14 protein-coding genes are annotated in these 18,328 nt (G+C 75.1%); 6 read left to right on the forward strand and 8 right to left on the reverse strand.

From position 1 onward, the window contains the following. Positions 1 to 2: 2 nt before the first annotated feature. Positions 3 to 359, forward strand: a complete 357-nt coding sequence (locus KA711_14635; GenBank protein MCM0610205.1) for a hypothetical protein — start codon at positions 3 to 5, stop codon at positions 357 to 359. A gap of 15 nt (positions 360 to 374) precedes the next feature. On the opposite strand, the gene recD is transcribed toward KA711_14635, so the two are convergent. From recD to KA711_14670, 7 genes are read right to left on the reverse strand one after another with little or no spacing between them, the layout of a single operon-like run. Further along, entirely contained in the window at positions 375 to 2,198 is a 1,824-nt protein-coding gene (gene recD / locus KA711_14640) for an exodeoxyribonuclease V subunit alpha (GenBank protein ID MCM0610206.1), read from the reverse strand. Then, entirely contained in the window at positions 2,195 to 5,887 is a 3,693-nt protein-coding gene (recB, locus tag KA711_14645) for an exodeoxyribonuclease V subunit beta (protein MCM0610207.1), read from the reverse strand. The genes recD and recB overlap by 4 nt, the downstream gene beginning before the upstream one ends. Continuing rightward, positions 5,880 to 9,359 (reverse strand): exodeoxyribonuclease V subunit gamma, encoded by a 3,480-nt coding sequence (gene recC / locus KA711_14650; protein MCM0610208.1) that lies wholly within the window; start codon positions 9,357 to 9,359, stop codon positions 5,880 to 5,882. Before recC ends, recB begins: the two co-directional genes overlap by 8 nt. A gap of 26 nt (positions 9,360 to 9,385) precedes the next feature. Further along, positions 9,386 to 10,012, reverse strand: a complete 627-nt coding sequence (locus tag KA711_14655) for an SDR family oxidoreductase (protein MCM0610209.1) — start codon at positions 10,010 to 10,012, stop codon at positions 9,386 to 9,388. Positions 10,013 to 10,062: 50 nt separating this feature from the next. Then, positions 10,063 to 10,464: a RidA family protein gene (locus KA711_14660; GenBank protein MCM0610210.1), complete on the reverse strand. Its 402-nt coding sequence runs from the start codon at positions 10,462 to 10,464 to the stop codon at positions 10,063 to 10,065. Positions 10,465 to 10,476: 12 nt separating this feature from the next. Next, positions 10,477 to 11,538 (reverse strand): selenide, water dikinase SelD, encoded by a 1,062-nt coding sequence (gene selD / locus KA711_14665; GenBank protein MCM0610211.1) that lies wholly within the window; start codon positions 11,536 to 11,538, stop codon positions 10,477 to 10,479. Continuing rightward, positions 11,535 to 12,557 (reverse strand): TIGR04348 family glycosyltransferase, encoded by a 1,023-nt coding sequence (locus KA711_14670; protein MCM0610212.1) that lies wholly within the window; start codon positions 12,555 to 12,557, stop codon positions 11,535 to 11,537. The genes selD and KA711_14670 overlap by 4 nt, the downstream gene beginning before the upstream one ends. A 3-nt stretch (positions 12,558 to 12,560) precedes the next feature. Between KA711_14670 and KA711_14675 the strand changes: the two genes are divergently transcribed. After that, positions 12,561 to 13,757 carry an SUMF1/EgtB/PvdO family nonheme iron enzyme gene (locus KA711_14675; GenBank protein ID MCM0610213.1) on the forward strand — a complete coding sequence of 399 codons (1,197 nt, stop codon included), beginning with the start codon at positions 12,561 to 12,563 and terminating at the stop codon, positions 13,755 to 13,757. 12 nt (positions 13,758 to 13,769) lie between these two features. Here the strand turns inward: KA711_14675 and egtD are convergent, their stop codons facing one another. Then, entirely contained in the window at positions 13,770 to 14,729 is a 960-nt protein-coding gene (gene egtD / locus KA711_14680; protein ID MCM0610214.1) for an L-histidine N(alpha)-methyltransferase, read from the reverse strand. Between the two features lie 89 nt (positions 14,730 to 14,818). Between egtD and KA711_14685 the strand changes: the two genes are divergently transcribed. From KA711_14685 to phnE, 4 genes are read left to right on the forward strand one after another with little or no spacing between them, the layout of a single operon-like run. Further along, positions 14,819 to 15,688 carry a putative selenate ABC transporter substrate-binding protein gene (locus KA711_14685; protein ID MCM0610215.1) on the forward strand — a complete coding sequence of 290 codons (870 nt, stop codon included), beginning with the start codon at positions 14,819 to 14,821 and terminating at the stop codon, positions 15,686 to 15,688. 40 nt (positions 15,689 to 15,728) lie between these two features. Then, a complete protein-coding gene (locus tag KA711_14690) occupies positions 15,729 to 16,565 on the forward strand; it encodes an ATP-binding cassette domain-containing protein (protein MCM0610216.1) in 837 nt (278 codons plus the stop codon). 34 nt (positions 16,566 to 16,599) lie between these two features. After that, positions 16,600 to 17,442 (forward strand): ABC transporter permease, encoded by an 843-nt coding sequence (locus KA711_14695; protein ID MCM0610217.1) that lies wholly within the window; start codon positions 16,600 to 16,602, stop codon positions 17,440 to 17,442. 16 nt (positions 17,443 to 17,458) lie between these two features. Next, entirely contained in the window at positions 17,459 to 18,286 is an 828-nt protein-coding gene (gene phnE, locus KA711_14700; GenBank protein MCM0610218.1) for a phosphonate ABC transporter, permease protein PhnE, read from the forward strand. Positions 18,287 to 18,328: the final 42 nt, after the last annotated feature.

The following is an 18,328-nucleotide window of genomic DNA, read 5'->3' on the forward strand; positions in this document are numbered from 1 at the left end:
TCATGCACACCCGCCCTCTGCTCGCCCTGATTGCCGCGCTGTTGATGGCGGCTCCTCTGTCCGCCCCTGCGCAGAACGCGCTGGCCGACAAGCGCCTGGCCATCACCAAGGGCACCACGCCGGGCAAGGTGCTGATCGAGGCGCCGGCTGCCGCCGACGCAGCTTCGGCACCGCCGGGCGCCCCGAGCGTTGCAGCGGCCGCCTCCGCGGCGGTCCGCTCACCACCGGCGCGCCCGGGGCTGTTCAGCCGCCTGCCGCCGCCCAGCGGCCGGCCGCTGCCGGATGCGAGGCGCCTGGACGCACCCGATCAGGGCATCGTCGTCAAGAGCGCGCCGCCCGCAGCCAGCCCCGCGCGCTGACACTGTCCCACGCTCCTAGAGCCTGCGCAGCGCGTCGCCCAGCCCACTGAAGCGCCGCGTGCACCGCGCCAGCGCCTGCGCCAGCAAGGCCGGCTGCGGGCCGGCCAGCGTGAGCCGGCGGCGCGCGCGCGTGATGCCGGTGTAGACCAGTTCGCGCGTCAGCACCGGGCTGTCCTCGCCCGGCAGCACCAGGGCCACGTGGCCGAACTCCGAGCCCTGGCTCTTGTGCACCGTCATCGCCCAGGCCGTCTCCACCGCGGCCAGCCGCGACGCGGCCACCGAGCGCAGCGTGGCGCCGTCGAGGAACCACACGCGCAGCGCGCCGCCGCCCGGCGGGCCGAGCGCCACGCCGACGTCGCCGTTGAACACGCCGAGCTGCGGCTCGTTGCGCGTCACCATCACCGGCCGGCCCTCGAACCAGCCGTCGGCGCCGGGGCGGAAACCCAGCGCGTCGGTGAGGCGCGCGTTGAGTGTGGCGACGCCCAGCGGGCCTTCGCGCAACGCCGCCAGCAGGCGGAAGCCGTCGAGCGCGCGCAGCAGGGCCGCCGCCCAGGCCTCGAAGCCGGCGTCGCCGGCCGGGCGCTGGCGCTGCAGCGCCACGAAGGGGCCGTGGCCCTGCTCACCCGCAGCCAGCGCCAGCAGCGGCGTGGCGGTGGCCGCCGACGTGCGCGCCGACGTGGGCAGCGGCAGCAGGCGCAGGGCCTCGTGGCCGGCGTCGAACAGCGCGCGGGCCGCGGCCGCGTTGCCGTGGTTGGTGGCGGCCGCGAGCTCGGCGATCGGCCCGTCGAAGCGGTGGCCGGCGGTCAGCGTCACGGTCTGCGGCGCCAGCGGCGAACCGGCCGCGCACAGCTCGGCCATCACGGCGCCGGCCTCCACCGAGGCCAGTTGGTCGCGGTCGCCCAGCAGCACCAGGCGCGCGCGGGCAGGCAGCGCCTCCAGCATGGCCGCGAGCATCTCGCCGTGCACCATGGAGGCCTCGTCGACGAGCAGCAGGTCCACCGGCAGCGGGTTGCCGGCCGCGTGGGCAAAGCGCCGTGTTCCGGGCCGGCCGCCCAGCGTGGCGTGCAGCGTGCGTGCGGGCTGTGCGGCCAGCGCCGCGGCCACGATGACGCGGGCCTGGGCGATGGCCGCGGGCACGGGCACGGCACCGGGCTGCAGCGCGGCCTCGATCGACTGACGCAGACGCGCCGCGGCCTTGCCCGTGGGCGCGGCCAGCGCCAGGCGCAGCGGCTCGGCGCCGTGCAGCGCCTGCAACAGCACCAGCACGCGCGCGGCGGTCCAGGTCTTGCCGGTGCCGGGGCCGCCGTTGATGACGGCGACGCGGCCCTGCACGGCCACGGCCGCCGCACGGCGCTGGGCATCGTCGGCCGGGGTGGTGCCGGGGCGCGGCGGGAACAGGGCGTCGAGCAGCGGGGCCAGCGCGGCCCGGTCGCCTGCGACGGGTGGCGCGAGCAGGCGCTCGCGCAGCAGCACCGCGGCGCGCCGCTCGTCTTGCCAGTGGCGCCGCAACGCCAGTGCGCCGTGCTGCAGCACCAGCGGGGCCGCGGTGTCGCCGCCAGGCTCCACGGCCACGAGCGAGCACACGGCCCAGGCGCGCTGCGCCGCGGTGGCGTCGGCGGGCAGCTCGCGCGCCCAGGGCTGCGCCTCCAGCCCGGCCTCGGCCAGCGCGGCTCGGGCGCCGCCTTCCAGCGGCAGGCGCGTGTGGCCGCGCAGCTCCAGCGCCACCAGCAACCGCGTGGCCGCCCGCAGGCTGGCCGGCGCCGTGGCGTCCAGACGCGCCAGCAGCCCGGCCAGGGCATCGGCCAGCGGCGGCGTGGTGGTGCGCAGCTCGGGTTTCATGCGGACAACCCCTTGGCACCACTGAACATCGCGTCCAGCCCTTCGATCAGCGCCCGCGGCGGGGCCAGGTGCCAGGCGCCCGCGCCCGCTGCCGCCACGCCGCGCAGGAACAGGAAGGTGGCGCCGTGCAGCTGCCGCGCCGGCTGGTAGCGCCCGCCCAGCCGCTGGCGCAGGAGCCGGTGCAGCGCCACCAGGTACAGCGCCCCCTGCACGTCGTAGCGGTGGTGCAGCACGGCCTCGGCCAGGGCCTCGGGCGTGTAGGCCGCGTCGTCGTCGCCCAGGGCGTTGCTCTTGTGGTCGAGCACGCCGAAGCGGCCGTCCGGTGCCTCGAACACCAGGTCGGCAAAGCCCATCAGCAGGCCGCGCAGGCGTCGTGGCGGCAGCGCGGGGCGCTCGTGGCCCGGCAGGATGTGCTCGCGGCACATCGCGTCCACACGGGCCGCGTCCAGGCCCTCGGTGGGCAGCCAGAACTCCAGCTCGGGCCAGGTGCGCGACAGGCCCGACAGCGCCGCGCCCAGTGCGGGCACGGGCGTGTCGCAGACTTTTGCCAGCCAGTCGACCACGTCGTCGGCGTTCACCTCGGGCGCGCGGCGCGCCAGGCGCGTGCGCAGCGCCGCGGCCAGCGCGGACTCGCGCGCCAGCGCGAAGCGCTCGCCGGCCAGCCATTCGAGCTGCTCGTGCAGAAGCTGGCCTGGGCCGGTGCCACGCGGGAAGCGGTGCCAGGGCGCGGCGCGGGCCGGCGTGGCCGGCGTGCCTGGAAGGACGTCGGTGGCGGTCAGGCCCGGCGCCTCGTCGTCGCGCCAGCCCCGCGCCGGGGCGGCGTCGGCCAGGCCGCGCACGAAGCCCGAGTAGCTGCCGACGGCCCAGCCCGCGGCCGGCTGTGCGGGCAGGGTTCGAGGCGGGCGCAGCGCCCGCACCGGCTGCGGGTCGGCCCAGGGCTTTGCCGGCGCGGGCCGGCCCTCGTCGGCGCCGGTCCACAGTGGCACGAGGCGGGTGTGCGGCAGGCGGCCGGCCCACAGCTCGATGGCGGCGACAACGGCGGTGTCGTCGAGGACATCCTCGCCGCTGACCAGCCAGCCCAGCGGGCTGCGGTGCCACGCATGGGCCTTGGCGTTGCCCACGCACGCCGCCGCCACGCCCAGCCACAGGCCGTGGCGCGCCCGGGTGAGCGCCACGTACAGCAGGCGCAGGGCTTCGCGCGCCTGCTCGGCCTCGTCGGCGGCGCGCGTGGCCTCGTCGGGCGCGAAGACGACGGCGCGGCGGCCGTCGCCCGCCGTGGCCTCGTCGGCTGGCAGCACCGCGAAGGCCGGCGCGCGGTGGCGCGACACGAGCGACGCGAACGGCACGCACACCAGCCGGTACTCGAGCCCCTTGCTCTTGTGCACGGTGACGATGGGCACGAGGTCGGCGTCGCTCTCCAGGCGCAGCAGCTGCTCGTCGGGCGCGCCCTCGCCGTCGGTGGCGGTGGCGATCTCGTCGGCCAGCCAGCGCAGCAGCGCCGCCTCGCCGGGCTGCTGCTCGGCGGCGGCCTGCAGCAGCTCGGCCAGGTGCAGCGTGTTGGTGAGCGCGCGTTCGCCGCCGGGCTGCGCCCAGCGGCCGGGCGACACCAGCGTGTGCAGCGCCTGGCGCAGCGCCGCCAGCACGCCCTGCTGGCGCCACACGCCGCGCAGTGCGAGCACCTGCTCCACGGCCTGCTCGAAGCGCGCGTCGTCGTCGGCCAGCGCGCACAACTCGGCCAGCAGCAGGCCTACCCAGCCACTGGCCAGGGCGGCGCGAACGGCACGGCCGTCAGAGGGCTCGGCCACGGCGCGCAGCAGGCGCAGCAGATCGGCGGCCTCGGGTTCGGCGAACACCGAGTCCTTCTCGGAGAGGTAGACCGAGCGCACGGCCCGCCGGGCCAGCGCGGCGCGCACGGCATCGGCCTCGGCCTTGCCCCGCACCAGCACGGCAATGTCGCGCGGGCGCAGGCGGCGTTCGGGCGTCTCGCGGTCCTTGGGGTCGATGAAGCGCGCGGCGGGGTCGTCCAGCCAGGCCACGATCTGCTCGGCACAAGCCTCCGCCAGGCGCTCGCGGGCTTGGGCGACGCCGTTCACAGCGCGGTCGAGCGCCACGGTGAGCGCCGTCACGGGCGCGCCGGCCACGAGCAGGCTGTCGGCGCGGCCCATCGCGTCCACGCGCTCGAAGGGCAGCCGCGGGCGGCCGTGTGCGTCGGCGCCGAAGCGGAAAGCGCCCGCGGGCCGGCGTGTGGCCTCGGCCTGCTCGAACACGGCGTTCACGGTCGCCACGAGTTCGGGTGTGGAGCGGAAGTTCGTGCCGAGCCCATGCACGCGCGTGCCCGCCGCCTCGCGGGCGCGCAGGAAGCCGTGGATGTCGGCACCGCGGAAGCGGTAGATCGACTGCTTGGGGTCGCCGATCAGCAGCAGCGTGCGTGCAGGGTCGTCGTGGCCGAAGCCCCACAGCCGCCCGAACAGGGCCATCTGCACGGGTGAGCTGTCCTGGCACTCGTCGATCAGCGCCACGGGGTAGCGGGACAGCACCTGCGCGCGCAGGCGCCCGGCAGCCTCGCCGCGCAAGCCGGGGTCGAGCGCGTCGGACAGACGGCGCTGCAGGTCGGCGAAGCCGGCGAGCGAGGCGCGCTGCTTCTGGGCCTGCAGGCGCGCGGCGATCTGGGCGTGGGCCTGCTGCATCAGCGCGCTGCGCGTGGGATCACGCTCATCGACGGCCCGGCGCAAGGCGGCGTAGTCGCTCAATTCGACCGGCAGCTCACAGGCCTTGCCGGGCTTGAATGCAGCCTGCACCGTCTCGGGCAAGAGGCGCTCGTTGCCGGTCTTGAGGTCGAGCTCCTCGGCATTCGGGTCCAGGGCCCAGGCCTCGATCTTGTCGATCCAGCCATCGACCCAATTCGAGCGGATCACAGCGCCGTCGAAGTGGGAGCGGCCCGAAACCGTGCGGGGAGCAAACCACGCCCTCAGGGTGTCGCAGCGCTGGCCCCAACCCTGCTTCAGAGCCCGCAGCTCTTCGGCCTTGCGCCGGGCCAGGTCGCCGATGGCTTCGGCGCTGCCGGCCACGCGCACATCACCCACCTTCAGCAGCGGCACCAGCGCGTGCTCCAGCGCATCCACGTCCGGCCACTGCGCCAGCACGGCGGCCAGCGCCTCGCCCTGCAGCGGGTAGACCTCGCTGCGCCACCAGTCGCGCAGCGCCTGGCGGCGCAGCTCGGATTCGTCGGCCACGAGCTCCTCGTCGAAGCGGCTGCCACTGTCGAAGGCGTGTTCGCGCAGCACGCGCTGGCACCAGGCGTCGATGGTGTGCACGGCCGCCTCGTCCATGGCGTCGGCGGCGCGCAGCAGCAGCCGCAAGGCGGCCTCGCGCTCGGCGGCGGCGGGGCGGGCGGCGACGAGCGCCTTCAGCACGGCATCGGCATCGTGCCCGGCGCCCGCGCCCTGGCGGAAGGCCGCGGTGGCCTTCGCCAGCCGCTCGCGGATGCGCTCCACCAGCTCGCGCGTGGCGGCCTGCGTGAAGCTCATCACGAGGATCTCGCGCGGGTGCAGCGGCCGCGCACGGCCATCGCCGAGCACCAGGCGCAGCACCAGGGCGGCCAGCGTCCAGGTCTTGCCGGTGCCGGCGCTGGCCTCGATCACGTGGCTGCCGGCCAGGGGCAGCGTCAGCAGGTCGAGCCGATCAGTCATCGGCGGCCTCGTCGTCATCGTCGGCCACCACCGCGTCGGGCAGCGGGTCGATCCGCAGCGTGCCCAGCCACGCGGCGAACGGGCCGTACAGCGTGGCGGTGACGGCCTCGAAGCGAGGGGCGGCCGCCAGATCGTCGAAGCGCGGGAACAGGCGTGCGAGGTGCGGGTCCTGGTCGTCGCCGCGGCGCTGGTGGCCGCTCTCGTAAGCCGCGCGTGCGTCGCGCCCGGCCAACTTCGCCAGGCCGGTGGCCAGCGCCGTGGGCCAGGGGCCGTGTTCGCCGGTGCCCTCCAGCCAGCCCGCGGCCAGCGCGGCGAGTCTCTCGCGCGCCTCGGCTTCAGGCACGGGCCCCGCGCGCACGATGCGGTCGGTGCCCAGCACCCACAGCCCGCAGGGCCGGCCGCTCGCGCCCAGGGCCAGTTGCTCGAGCCAGGGCGCCACCAGCTTGTCGGCCCGGGGCTTGGGATCGGACTTGGATTCGCCCTTGGACTTGGGCGTTGGCTTGGGCTTGCCGCTGCACACGCGGCTGGCACTCACGCGCAGCAGCTGCGGCTGGCCCTTGGCATCCCGGCGCCAGGGCAACGGGCCGGCTTCGATGCGCAGCGTGTGCGCCGATTCCGGCAGCGCCAACACCACACCCGTGGCGGCCCGCTCGGCGGCATCCGTCGGCTCGCTGTGGTCCGAGCACCAAGCCGCCCAGGCGGCCAGCACCGGCGCCATCTCGGCGGCCAGCGCCTCGGCCGCGGCCTCACCGGGCCCGCCCCAGGGCAGGCGGCCCTCGCGCCGCAGCCGCGCCACGGTGCGCGAAAGCTGCGCCGCGGCGGCCCTGGGGTCACCCGGGTGCGCACGCAGGATCTCGTCGCGCCACTGCCAGCCCTGCAGGCCGCCGGCGGCGAAGGGCTCGTCGTCCTCGAGCGTGTCGTCCTGCAGGCGCAGGTCGGCGCGCAGACGCTGGCGGAAGAAGGCCTGCACAGGGCTGCGCACAAACTCGACCAGCCGCTGCAGCGGCAGCACCGCCGGGGGCTCCGGCGCTTCGCTGTCTCCACGCGTTGTGTCAGACACCCGCACGGGCGCCGGATCCGCGTGCAGACCGCGCCACTCGTCGGCGTAGGTAAAGAGCCGCTCGGGTCCCGAAACCTCGAGGTACAGGCGGCTGAAGGGCTGCAGCGGATGCGCCACGGTCATGGCCTTGAGCGCATCCTCGCCCCACAGCGCCACGACGTGGTCACGCAGCTGCTGCACCAGCACCGAGGGCGGCTGCGCCTGGTTGTCGCGCGCGCGGTGGGCGCTCCAGCTGATGTGCAGGCGGTCGCGCGCCGCCAGCAGCGCGTCGAGCATCAGCTGCCGGTCGTCGTCGCGGCGCGAGCGGTCGCCGGGGCGAGCCAGCTCGGTGTCGGCCATGAGGTCGAAGTCGCTGCGCGAGCCCGGGCGCGGGTACTCGCCGTCGTTCATGCCCAGCAGGCAGACACAGCGGAAGGGAATGGCGCGCAGCGGCAGCAACGTGCAGAAGGTAACGCCGCCGGCACGGAAGCGGCCGCCGCCGGCCTCGTCCACGCCCGCGAGCCAGGCCTCGCGCACGAGATCGAGGCCCACGGGCTCGGCAAAGCCCGCGGCCTCGCAGGTGGCCACCCAGGCCTGCAGGGCCTCGTCGAGCAGCGCCAGCAGGCTCTTCTCGCGGTCGTCACTGGCGCTGAACATGGCCGTCAGCAGCGCGCGAAGCTCGGGCAGCCAGGCCGCGGGCGGACGCGGCGATTCGGCCTCGGCCCACCAGGCGTCCAGCCGCGCCAGCGCGTCGGCCAGGGTGCCGAGCAGCGCGGCGTCGACACCGGCGACCTCGGGCCAGGGGTCGAGGCCCGGTTCGCCGCCCGGTGGCTCGGCCCCGGGGGGCAGCGCGCCGGTGGCGTAGCCCAGCAGCAGGCGGTCGAGCGCGAAGCGCCAGGTGCCCACGGCGCCCGCGGCCTGCAGGCCCAGCGCGGCCCGCTGCGCCTCGTGCAGGCCCCAGCGCACGCCGGCACCGGCCATCCAGGTGCCGAGCTGCTCCACGTCGGCGTCGGCCAAGCCCCAGCGCGTCGCCACGGCCGGCGTGGCCAGCCAGTCGTGCAGCTCGCTGTGCGTGAAGCGGCGCTCGCGCACCTGCAGCAGCGCCTCCAGCGAGCGCAGCAGCGGGTGGCGGCCCCGCTCGCGGCGGTCGGCCAGGCCCCAGGGGATGTGGCGGGGCTGACCCGGCGCGAAACGGCCGAACACGGCGGCGATGGCCGGCGCGAAGCGCTCGATGTCGGGAACCATCACCACCACGTCGCGCGGCTCGAACTCGCGCCGGGCGAAGGCGTCGAGCAGCTGGTCGTGCAGCAGCTCCACTTCGCGCAGCGGGCCGTGGGCCTGGTGGAAGACGAGGCTGCGGTCGCCGTTCGGCCACGGCAGCGGTTCGTTGGGGGGTGGCGGCGGGGTCAGGTCGCGCATCCGCGCCTGCACCTGATCCAGCGCCGAGCGCGCCGGGGCTTCGTCAAACAGGTCGGTGCGCGCCAGGCCCAGCTGTTCGGCGCGCTCGCGGCCGCTGTCCCACACCGCGAGCTGGCGCAGGAAGTCGCGGCCCTGGCGGCCCCAGGCCTGCAGCAGCGGGTGGCCCGCGGGGTCGTCGCTCGCCTCCAGCGCCCAGGGGTGGCTGCTGGGGTCGGGCACGGCCAGCAGCACGGGGATGTGGCGCGAGAGCTCGCCCAGCGCCTCGAGCGTGGTGTGCGGCAGGTGCGTGGTGCCGAAAAGCAGAAGCCGCGGCGGCAGGCCGGGCGGCGGGTGGCCTGCGCCCCGGGCCTTGAGCGCGGCAATGAATCGCCGGTGCAGCAAGGGGCGCGGCGCGGCCACGGGCTCGCCGGCCTCGGCCCGCTCGCCGAGTTCAGCCACCAGCGCCCGCCACAAGGCGGGCTGCCAGGCCTGGCCCCCTGGCAGCGGCTCGGCGCCGGTCTCGCCGGCCCGGCGGCGCAGCCGGTCGCGGCCAGCGGCCCAGTCGTCCAGCCAGTCGGGGCGGTAGACCTGGTACTGGTCGAACAGGTCGGCCAGGCGCCGCGCCAGCTCCAGCCGCCGCAGCGGCGACGGGTCCACGGCCAAGAAACCCGCCAGCGGCGCGAACTCGGCGTGCGCCGCCAGCTCGGGCAGCCGCCGCATCAGCCACCAGGTGAGCGGGCCCTTGTCCAGCGGCGAGGCTGCCGGCACCGCCGCCGCACCCAGCACGGCGCGCCAGGCGCGCCAGGTGAACTGCGCCGGCAGCTCGATGCGGAACCCGGCAGCCACGCCCAGCTGCTCGGCCATCGCGGCCTTGAGCCACTCGGCCATGCCCGAGCTGGGCACGAGCAGGGTCTCTTCGTCCAGCGGGCCCAGCGGGTGGCGGGCCAGCCAGTCCAGCGCCACCGTGGCCAGGTCTTCGATGCGGTTGCCGTGCAGGACGACGAAGCCGGGGCTGAAGGGGCTCCGGGCCAGCATGCGTGGACGTCGCCGTGGCCTGCGGTTCAGCGGGCGACCCAGCCGCCGCAGACCGGGAACACCTGCCCGACGAAGCAGTCGGCCGCCGGGCTGCACAGGTAGGCGGCGAACTGCGCGTCCTCGTGCGCGGAGACCAGCCGGCCCAGCGGCACCTCGCGCGACAGCCGCTCCTGGAAGCGCGGGTCGGCCTGCACGGCGGGCGGGAAGTAGGTCGGGTTGTCGACGAAGTTCTGCGCGATGGCGTTGACGCGGATGCCGCGCGGCGCGAGTTCGACGCCCGCCGCCTGCACCCAGGCCAGTTGCGCGCCGCGCGCCGCACTGTAGGTGGAGGCGCGCCTGATGCCACGCAGCGCCGAGGCGCTGCCGACGACGAGGATGCGGCCGCGGCCCTGCTGCACGAAGCCCGGCACGACCGCGGCGGCCAGGCGCGGCAGCGGGTCCACCAGCGCGGCGAAGACCTCGCGCCACTCGGCATCGCGCACCTCGGCCACCGGTGTGGAGGGCGCGCGGATCGCGAGGTTGGCCACCAGCACGTCGATCGGCCCGGCCCCACGCACCGCGGCCTCTGCCGCGCCGGGCTCTGCCAGCGGCTCGGTGCTCGCGAGCACCTGAGCGCCCTGCCCGGCCAGCGCCTCGCACAGCGCCGGGCCCATGAAGTCCCCGGCCTGCGTCACCAGGATGCGCAGCCCCTGCAGCGCGCCGCTCACCGCGGCCCCTCCCCGTGCCGCCGCAGTGCCGTGACCTCGATCTCGATGCGCATGCGCGGGTCGAGCAGCTTCGCGCCCATCATCGTGGCCGCCGGGCGCACCTCGCCGAACACCTCGCGCAGCACGGGCCAGCAGGCCTCGAAGTCGGCCGGCTCGGGCAGGATGTAGTGCACGCGCACGACGTCGGCCGTGGAGGCGCCGGCCTCGTGCAGCGCCGCCGCGATGTGGGCCAGGCACTGGCGCGCCTGTTCGGCCACGTCGGGCGAGATCTGCATCGTGCGGTAGTCGAAGCCCGTGGTGCCCGAGACGAAGACCCAGTCGCCCTGCACCACGGCGCGCGAGTAGCCGATCTGCGCCTCGAAGGGCGAGCCGGAGCTGATGAGGCGGCGATGCGTCATGCGCGCACCCGCTCAGGCCACCACCAGCCGCGGCGCGCCGGCCTCGATGCGGCCCACCACCGCCGCCGCGCCGAAGCCGTGCTGGCGGAAGGTGGCCAGCACCGCGTCCACCGACTCGGGCGTGCAGCTCACGAGCAGGCCGCCGCTGGTCTGCGGGTCGGTCAGCAGGGCGCGGTCCTCGGCCGCCAGGCTGGCCGGCACGTCCACGTCGTGCCCGTAACCGGCCCAGTTGCGGCCCGAGGCGCCGGTGACGAAGCCCTGCCCCGCCAGCCCGCGCACACCGTCCAGCAGCGGCACGGCGGCCCAGTCGATGCACACGGTGCAGCGCGCGCCGCGCGCCAGCTCCAGTGCGTGGCCCGCCAGGCCGAAGCCGGTGACGTCGGTCAGCGCGTGCACGCCGTCGATGGCGGCAAGGTCCGGCCCCGGGGTGTTGAGCCTCGTCGTCGTGGCGATCATCTGCGCGTAGCCGGCCTCGCCGAGCTCGCCCTTTTTCAGCGCCGCGCTCATCACGCCCACACCCAGCGGCTTGCCCAGCACCAGCACATCGCCGGCCTGGGCATCGGCGTTGCGCTTCACGCGCTGCGGGTGCACGAGGCCCAGCGCGACGAGGCCGTAGATGGCCTCGACGCTGTCGATGGTGTGGCCACCGGCGATGGGGATGCCGGCCGTGCGGCACACGCTGGCGCCGCCCTCGAGCACGCGGCCGATGGTGGCCGTGCTCAGCACGTTGATCGGCATGCCCACCAGCGCCAACGCCAGGATGGGCCGGCCGCCCATGGCGTAGACGTCGCTGATGGCGTTGGTGGCGGCGATGCGGCCGAAGTCGAAGGGGTCGTCGACGATGGGCATGAAGAAGTCCGTCGTCGCGATCAGCGCCTGCTCGTCGTTGAGCTGGTAGACAGCGGCGTCGTCGGCGGTCTCGATGCCCACGAGCAGCTCTTTCGGGATGGGCATGGCGGCCGTGCCCTTGAGGATCTCGCTGAGCACACCGGGGGCGATCTTGCAGCCGCAGCCGCCGCCGTGCGAAAGAGACGTGAGGCGCGGCTCGGTGGGGGTCTTTTCGGGGGCGTTCATGGTCGGTCTCCGGAAGCGGGGCGGGCCTGCTGGGCGCGCGCGGGGTCGAGCAGTTCGCGCAGCAGGGCGTGCAGGGCCGCAGACTCGGCCCGCGGCGTGAACAAGGGGGCGCGGCGGTCGCCCGCGGCGCGCAGGGTAGGCAGCATAGACGGCTCGTCGCGGCAGCGCTCGATCAGCGCCGCCAGCGCCGCATCGTCGCCGGGCGCGAACAGGCCCGGGTAATCGTCGCCCAGCAAGCCGGTGTTGCCGTCGATGGCCGAGGCCAGCACCGCCGTGCCGCTGCGCAGCGCCTCGATGACGGCGTGTGCGCCGCCTTCCATGCGGCTCGCGTGCACCAGCACGTGGGCGCGCTGGATGCGGGCGCGCGTGGTGGCGTGCGGCAGCGCGCCCAGCCAGCGCAAACGCTCATCCGCTGCGGCCCGCGCGCGCGCCTCGTCGCCGAGCGTGGGGTCGAGCGGTCCGCCGATGTGGTCGAAGCGCAGGTCGGCGCGCGCGTGCAGCCGGGCGATGGCGCGCCAGTAGGTCTGTGGGTCCTTCTCGTCGCGCAGGTGGCCCACCATCAGCACGCGCAGGTGGCGCTGCGGCTTGGCCAGCGGCCGGCGCGCCGGGCAGCTCTGCAGCACGACGCGGGCCTTGGGCCGCAGCGCCGCGGGCAGCGCGCGCGCGCCGTGGGCGTTGAGCACCACCAGGCGGTCGGCCAGCGCCAGCGAACGCTGCGCGTCGGCGTCACCCGCGATGTCGCGGTATAGGTCGGTGCCCGTGAGCACCACCACCAGCGGCCGTTTGGCGTGCGTTGCGCGCCAGGCCTGGATGGACGGCGCCGAGCGTCGCGCGTGCAGCGCCAGCAGCGCGTCGGCGTCGGCGATCTGGGCCGGCGTGGCGCGGTCAGTGAGCGTCACGCGATAAGCTGGCGCCAGCAAACGGGCCCAGCGGCGTGCCGTCTGCCAGTTGCCGTTGTTGGCCGTAGCCAATGCCGGCGTCACGAGGACGATCCGCGGAGGAACGGGCGGCCGATGCATGCGATGACGCTACCAGAGCCCGACGGTGCCGGCCCCGGCGCGGCAGCCCGTGCCGCGCGCCAGGGCGACCGCGCCACGCTGGCCGCGCTGCTGCGCGCCAGCCGCGCCGACACGCTGGCCACCTTCGCGGCGTTCGAGCGAGCGCTGCCCGGGCTGCAGGTGCCGCAGCGCGAGGAACTGAATCCGCCGCTGTGGGAGCTGGGCCACGTCGGCTGGTTCCAGGGCTGGTGGACGACGCGCTACCCGGCCTGGCGCGAGGGCCCGCGGGCCGACCCCGCGCTGCCGCGCCGCCCCGCGCAACGGCCCGACGCCGAGGCGCTGTACGACTCCGGCAGCGTGCCGCACGCCACGCGCTGGGCGCTGCCGCTGCCCGACGCGGCCAGGACCCGGGCCGAGCTCGCAGCGCAGCTCGACGCCACGCTGGCGCTTCTGCAGGATGCCCCCGACGACGCCGACGACACGCTCTACGCCTTCCGCCTGGTGCTGCTGCACGAGGACATGCACCACGAGGCCGCGCTGTACATGGCGCACGGCCTCGGCGTGGCGATCGACGACGCGCGCTGGCAGCCGCGCAGGCTGCCGGCCGCCGCGGCGGCGCTGCGCATCGACGGCGGCGAGGTCGAGCTCGGCCGCCCGGCGCAGTCGCGCGGCTTTGCCTTCGACAACGAGCACGGCGGCCACCTCGAGCGCGTGGCGCCGTTCGAGATCGACGCGCAGGCGCTGCGCGGGGACGCCTTCCTGCCGTTTCTCGCGCGCGGCCACGCCGAGCGGCGCTGGTGGAGCGAGGCCGGCTGGGCCTGGCGCCAGCAGCAGGAGCCGGCGCGCCTGGAGCGCCTGCGCGAGCGGCTGCGGCCCGAGCAGCCGCTGGCCTTCGTCAGCGCCCACGAAGCCCAGGCCTGGTGCCGCTGGGCCGGGCGCCGCCTGCCCACCGAGGCCGAGTGGGTGCTGGCCGAACGCCAGGCCGGCGCGGCCTTCCGCTGGCGCGACGTCTGGGAGTGGACGGCCAGCGCGTTTGCGCCCTTCCCGGGCTTCGAGCCGCACTTGTACCGCGACTACAGCGCGCCGTGGTTCGACAGCCGGCCGGTGCTGAAGGGCGCGTCCTACCTGACGCAGCCTCGGCTGGCCCACCCGGCCTACCGCAACTTCTTCGGCGCCAGCCGCTGCGACATCCCGGCCGGCCTGCGCAGCGTGGCGAACTGAGCCCCGGCCGCCCTAGCGCGCCACGAACACCGCGAACTCGCCGGCCTCGTCCGTCCAGTGCCGATGCTGCCCGAAGCCGGCCTCGGACAGCAGCGCGCCGAAGCGCGGCAGGGTCCACTTGTACGAGTTCTCGGTGTGGATGCGCTCACCCGCGGCAAAGCGGCGCTCGGCGCCCGGCCAGCGCACCACCAGCGCCTCGCGCGCCTGCAGGTGCATCTCGATGCGCGCTTCTGCGGCGTCGTACAGCGCCACGTGCTGCCACTGGCGGGGCCGGAAGTCGGCACCGAGCAGCGTGTTGAGACGCCGCAGGATGTTCAGGTTGAAGGCCGCGGTCACGCCCAGGGCATCGTCGTACGCAGCTTCCAGGCGTGACGCGGCCTTGACGAGGTCCACCCCCACCAGCACGGCACCGCCGCGGCTGGCGTGGCGCATGTCGGCCAGCAGCGCGCGCGCCTCGTCGGGCGCGAAGTTCCCGATGCTGCTGCCCGGGTAGAACACCAGCGCCGGGGCCTCGACGACGCCGTCGGGCAGCCGCAGGCCGGCACCGAAGTCCAGCCCCACGCCCAGCATCGCGATGCCGGGGTGCTCGCGCGACAGGCGCTCGAGCGTGCCCCGCAGGTAGTCCACCGAGATGTCGACCGCGACGTAGCGGCCCGGGGCGAGCCGCGGGAACAGCCGCGCCGCCTTGGCGCCGTCGCCGGCACCCAGGTCCACCAGCGCCGGCGCGGGACCGGTGGCAGCCAACACGGCATCGGCGATGGCGGCGCCATGGGCCGCGAACAACGCCGCCTCGGTGCGCGTGGGGTAGTACTCGTCGAGTTCGGTGATGGCGTCGAACAGGCGCGAGCCGAGCGCGTCGTACAGGAATTTCGGCGACACGGCGGCGGCCGGCAGCAGCAGCCCGGCGGCAGCCTCCGCGGCCAGCGCGGCGGCATCGGGGCGGGTCACGGCGATGAAACGGGGTGCGGTCACGGGGTGTTCCTGGCCCGGGCCACTCTATCAGCGGGCATTCGCTAGAGTCGCCGCTTCGGTTGCAAGACCATCGCCCAGGGAAGAGCCCCATGCCGTTCCTCCACGCCACCCGCCGCGCCTTGCTGCTGTCGGCTGTCGCCAGCCTGGGCCTGCTTGCCGCGCAGGCGCAGGCGCAGCAGGTCTTCCGCGTCACCACCATCCCCGAGGAAGCCGCGACCGAGCAGGTGCGCAAGTTCACGCCGCTGGCGCAGTACCTCGAGCGCACGCTGGGCGTGAAGGTCGAGTTCACGCCGGTCACCGACTACCCGGCCGCCGTGGAGGCGCTGGTCAACAAGCGCGTCGACCTCGTCTGGTTCGGCGGCTTCACGCACGTGCAGGCGCAGCTGCGCTCGGGCGGCAGGATCATCCCCATCGCCCAGCGCGAAGAGGACACCCAGTTCCGCAGCGTCTTCATCGCCAAGACGGACAGCGGCATCAAGACCCTGGCCGACATGCGGGGCCGGCAGGTGAGCTTCGGCTCGCCGAGCAGCACCTCGGGTCACCTCATGCCGCGCAGCAACCTGCTCGACGCCGGCATCAACCCCGAACGCGACTTCCGCCGCATCGCCTACAGCGGCGCGCACGACGCCACCATCGCCAGCGTCGTGAGCGGCAAGGTCGACGCCGCGGCGCTGGACATCACGGTGTGGCGCAAGTTCGTCGCCGAGAACCGCGTCGACACCAAGGCCGTGGACGTGTTCTTCACCACGCCGCCCTTCTTCAACTACAACTGGTCGGTGCACGCCGACATGCCCGCGGCGCTGCGCGAGCGCGTCACCAAGGCGCTGCTCGACCTGAGCCCGGCCACGCCCGAGGGCGCCGAGATCCTGCGCCTGAACCGCGCCACGCGCTACATCCCCACACGGGCCGAGAACTACAAGGGCCTGGAGGCCGCCGGCCGCAGCGCCGGGCTGCTGTGAGCGCAAAACGCGGGGCAGGCCCTTGAGCTTGAGCCAGGGCCTGGAGATCCGGCTGGAAGGCGTGGCCGCCCGCCACCCGGCGGCGCGCCCCGGTGTCGCCCCGGCGCTGCGGCCCACCACGTTGGGCGTGGGCGCTGGCGAGGTGCTGGCCGTCATCGGCCCGTCCGGCGCCGGCAAGACGACGTTGCTGCAGGCGCTGGCCTGCGCCCTGCCGCCCAGCGCCGGCAGGCTCACGCTCGACGGCACCGACCCATGGACGCTGCCGCGGCGCGAGCTGCAGGCGCTGCGCGGGCGCCTCTTCCTGGCGCCTCAGGTGCCGCCGCTGCCACCTCGGCAGCGCGTGGTCACGTCCGTGCTGGCCGGCCGGCTGCCGGCCATGGGGCTGCTGGCCAGCGTGAAGAGCCTGTTCTACCCGTCCGACATCCCGGCTGCGCACGCCGGGCTGGAGCGCTTCGACCTCGCCGAGAAGCTGTTCGAGCGCGTCGACCGCCTCTCCGGCGGCGAGCGCCAGCGCGTGGGGCTGGCGCGTGCGCTGCTGGCGCCAGCGCGGCTGTGGCTGGTGGACGAGCCGCTGTCGGCGCTCGACCCCGCGCGCGCGCGCCAGGCCATCGAGACGCTGGTCGGTGAGGCGCGTGCGCGCGGCGTCACCCTGGTGGCCACGCTGCACCAGGTGGACATGGCGCTGGCGCACTTCCCGCGCATCCTGGCCCTGCACCAGGGCTCGGTGGCCTTCGACCTGCCGGCCGCCGCTGTCACGCGCGAGCGGCTGCAGCGCCTGTACGCGCAGCACGAGCACGAGTTGCAGGGCGCCGCGCCGCTGCCCGACGACGCCCCCACCGCCCCGGCGGCAGCCCCGGTAGTGATGCACTGCCGGTGAAACCTTTCCGGCCCGGCCGTCGACTGGCGCCCTGATGTCCACCGCGCTCGCCCCCCACCTGGCCCCCCCCGCGCGCGACCCCGCCTGGCTGGGCCGGGTGTTCTGGATCGGCGCCGCCACCGTGCTGCTGTGGCCAATGCTGGTGGCCACCGAGTTCCGGCCCTGGATCCTGCTGGAGCGGGACAACCTCAAGGTCACGGGGCAGTTCCTCGCCAGCTTCCTGCCCCCGGCTCACGGCGCCGAATTCCTGGCCATGGTGGCGCGCGAGGCCTGGCGCACCGTGGCCATCGCCACCGCGGGCATGACGCTGGCGTTCGTGGTGGCCGTGCCGCTGACTTTGCTGTCCACGCGCGTGCTGTCGGTGTCGGCACTGTCGGGTCGCATGGCGGCGCTGCCTGCGGTGCTGCGCCAGGGCGTGCGCCTGCTGCTCATCGTGCTGCGCAGCGTGCCCGATCTGGTGTGGGCGCTGGTCTTCGTGCGCGTGGTGGGCCTGGGGCCAACGGCCGGCGTGCTGGCGATTGCGCTCACCTACGGCGGCATGCTGGGCAAGGTCTATGGCGAGATCCTCGAGTCCGGCGAGACGCACGCCACGCAGACGCTGCTGCGCAACGGCAGTTCGCGCCTGCAGGCCTTGTTCTACGGCCTGCTGCCGCAGAACGCGGCAGAGCTCACGAGCTACACCGTGTACCGCTGGGAGTGCGCCATCCGCAGCTCGGTGGTGCTGGGCTTCGTGGGTGCGGGCGGCCTGGGCCAGCAGCTCGACAACTCGATGAAGATGTTCAACGGCGGCGAGGTCTTCACGATGCTGGCCGTGTTCGTGGCGCTGGTGGCGCTGGCCGACCGCGTGAGCGCGGGGCTGCGCCGGGCGCTGGGCTGACATCACGCGCGCCGCCATGAGCCTGCCCCCCGCCGCCAACCCGCCCTACCGGCTGCCGCCGCGCCTGTTCGACGCCCGCTGCAGGGCCTGCTGGTTCACGGCCGGGCTGCTGGCTCTGATCGTCGCCAGCTTCTGGAGCCTCGACCTGCAATGGGCGCAGTTCTTCAGCCCCGAGGCGGCGCGGAGCATGGGCCGCTTCCTGGGCGAGTTGTTCCCGCCCGACACCAGCCCCGAGTTCCTGGCCCGGGTGCTGCGGGGCACCTGGGAGACGCTGGCGATGTCGGCGCTGGGCACGGCGCTGGCCGCCGCCGCGGGCCTGCTGCTGGCCCTGCCCGCCAGCCGCCTGCACGAGGGCGACGCCGCCCGCGGGCGCGGCACGATGCGCCTCGTGCTCAACGCGCTGCGCTCGGTGCCCGAACTGGTGTGGGCGGCGCTGCTGCTCATCGCCGCCGGCCTGGGGCCGTTCGCCGGCACGCTGGCGCTGGCCATCCACACCGCAGGCGTGCTGGGACGCCTGTTCGCCGAGGCCATCGAGAACGCCCCGCCCGGCCCGGGCGACGCGCTGCGCGCCCAGGGCGTGGGCCCCGTGCGCGTGTTCCTGTACGCCACGCTGCCGCAGGTGCTGCCGCAGCTGATGAGCTACACGCTGTACCGGTGGGAGAACAACATCCGCGCCGCCGCCGTGCTGGGCGTGGTGGGTGCGGGCGGGCTGGGGCAGTTGCTGCAGTTCCACATGGGCCTGTTCCACATGGGCAAGACCGCCACCATCCTGGGCGCGATGATCGCGCTGGTGCTGCTGGTGGATGCGTGCAGCTTCACGGCGCGGCGGCTGCTGACGCGCTGAACGCATCGAGCTGCCATCCCCACGCTGCCCGCCCTGCCCCTT

This window comes from Ideonella sp. WA131b (assembly GCA_023657425.1).
Taxonomy (GTDB): domain Bacteria; phylum Pseudomonadota; class Gammaproteobacteria; order Burkholderiales; family Burkholderiaceae_C; genus Rubrivivax.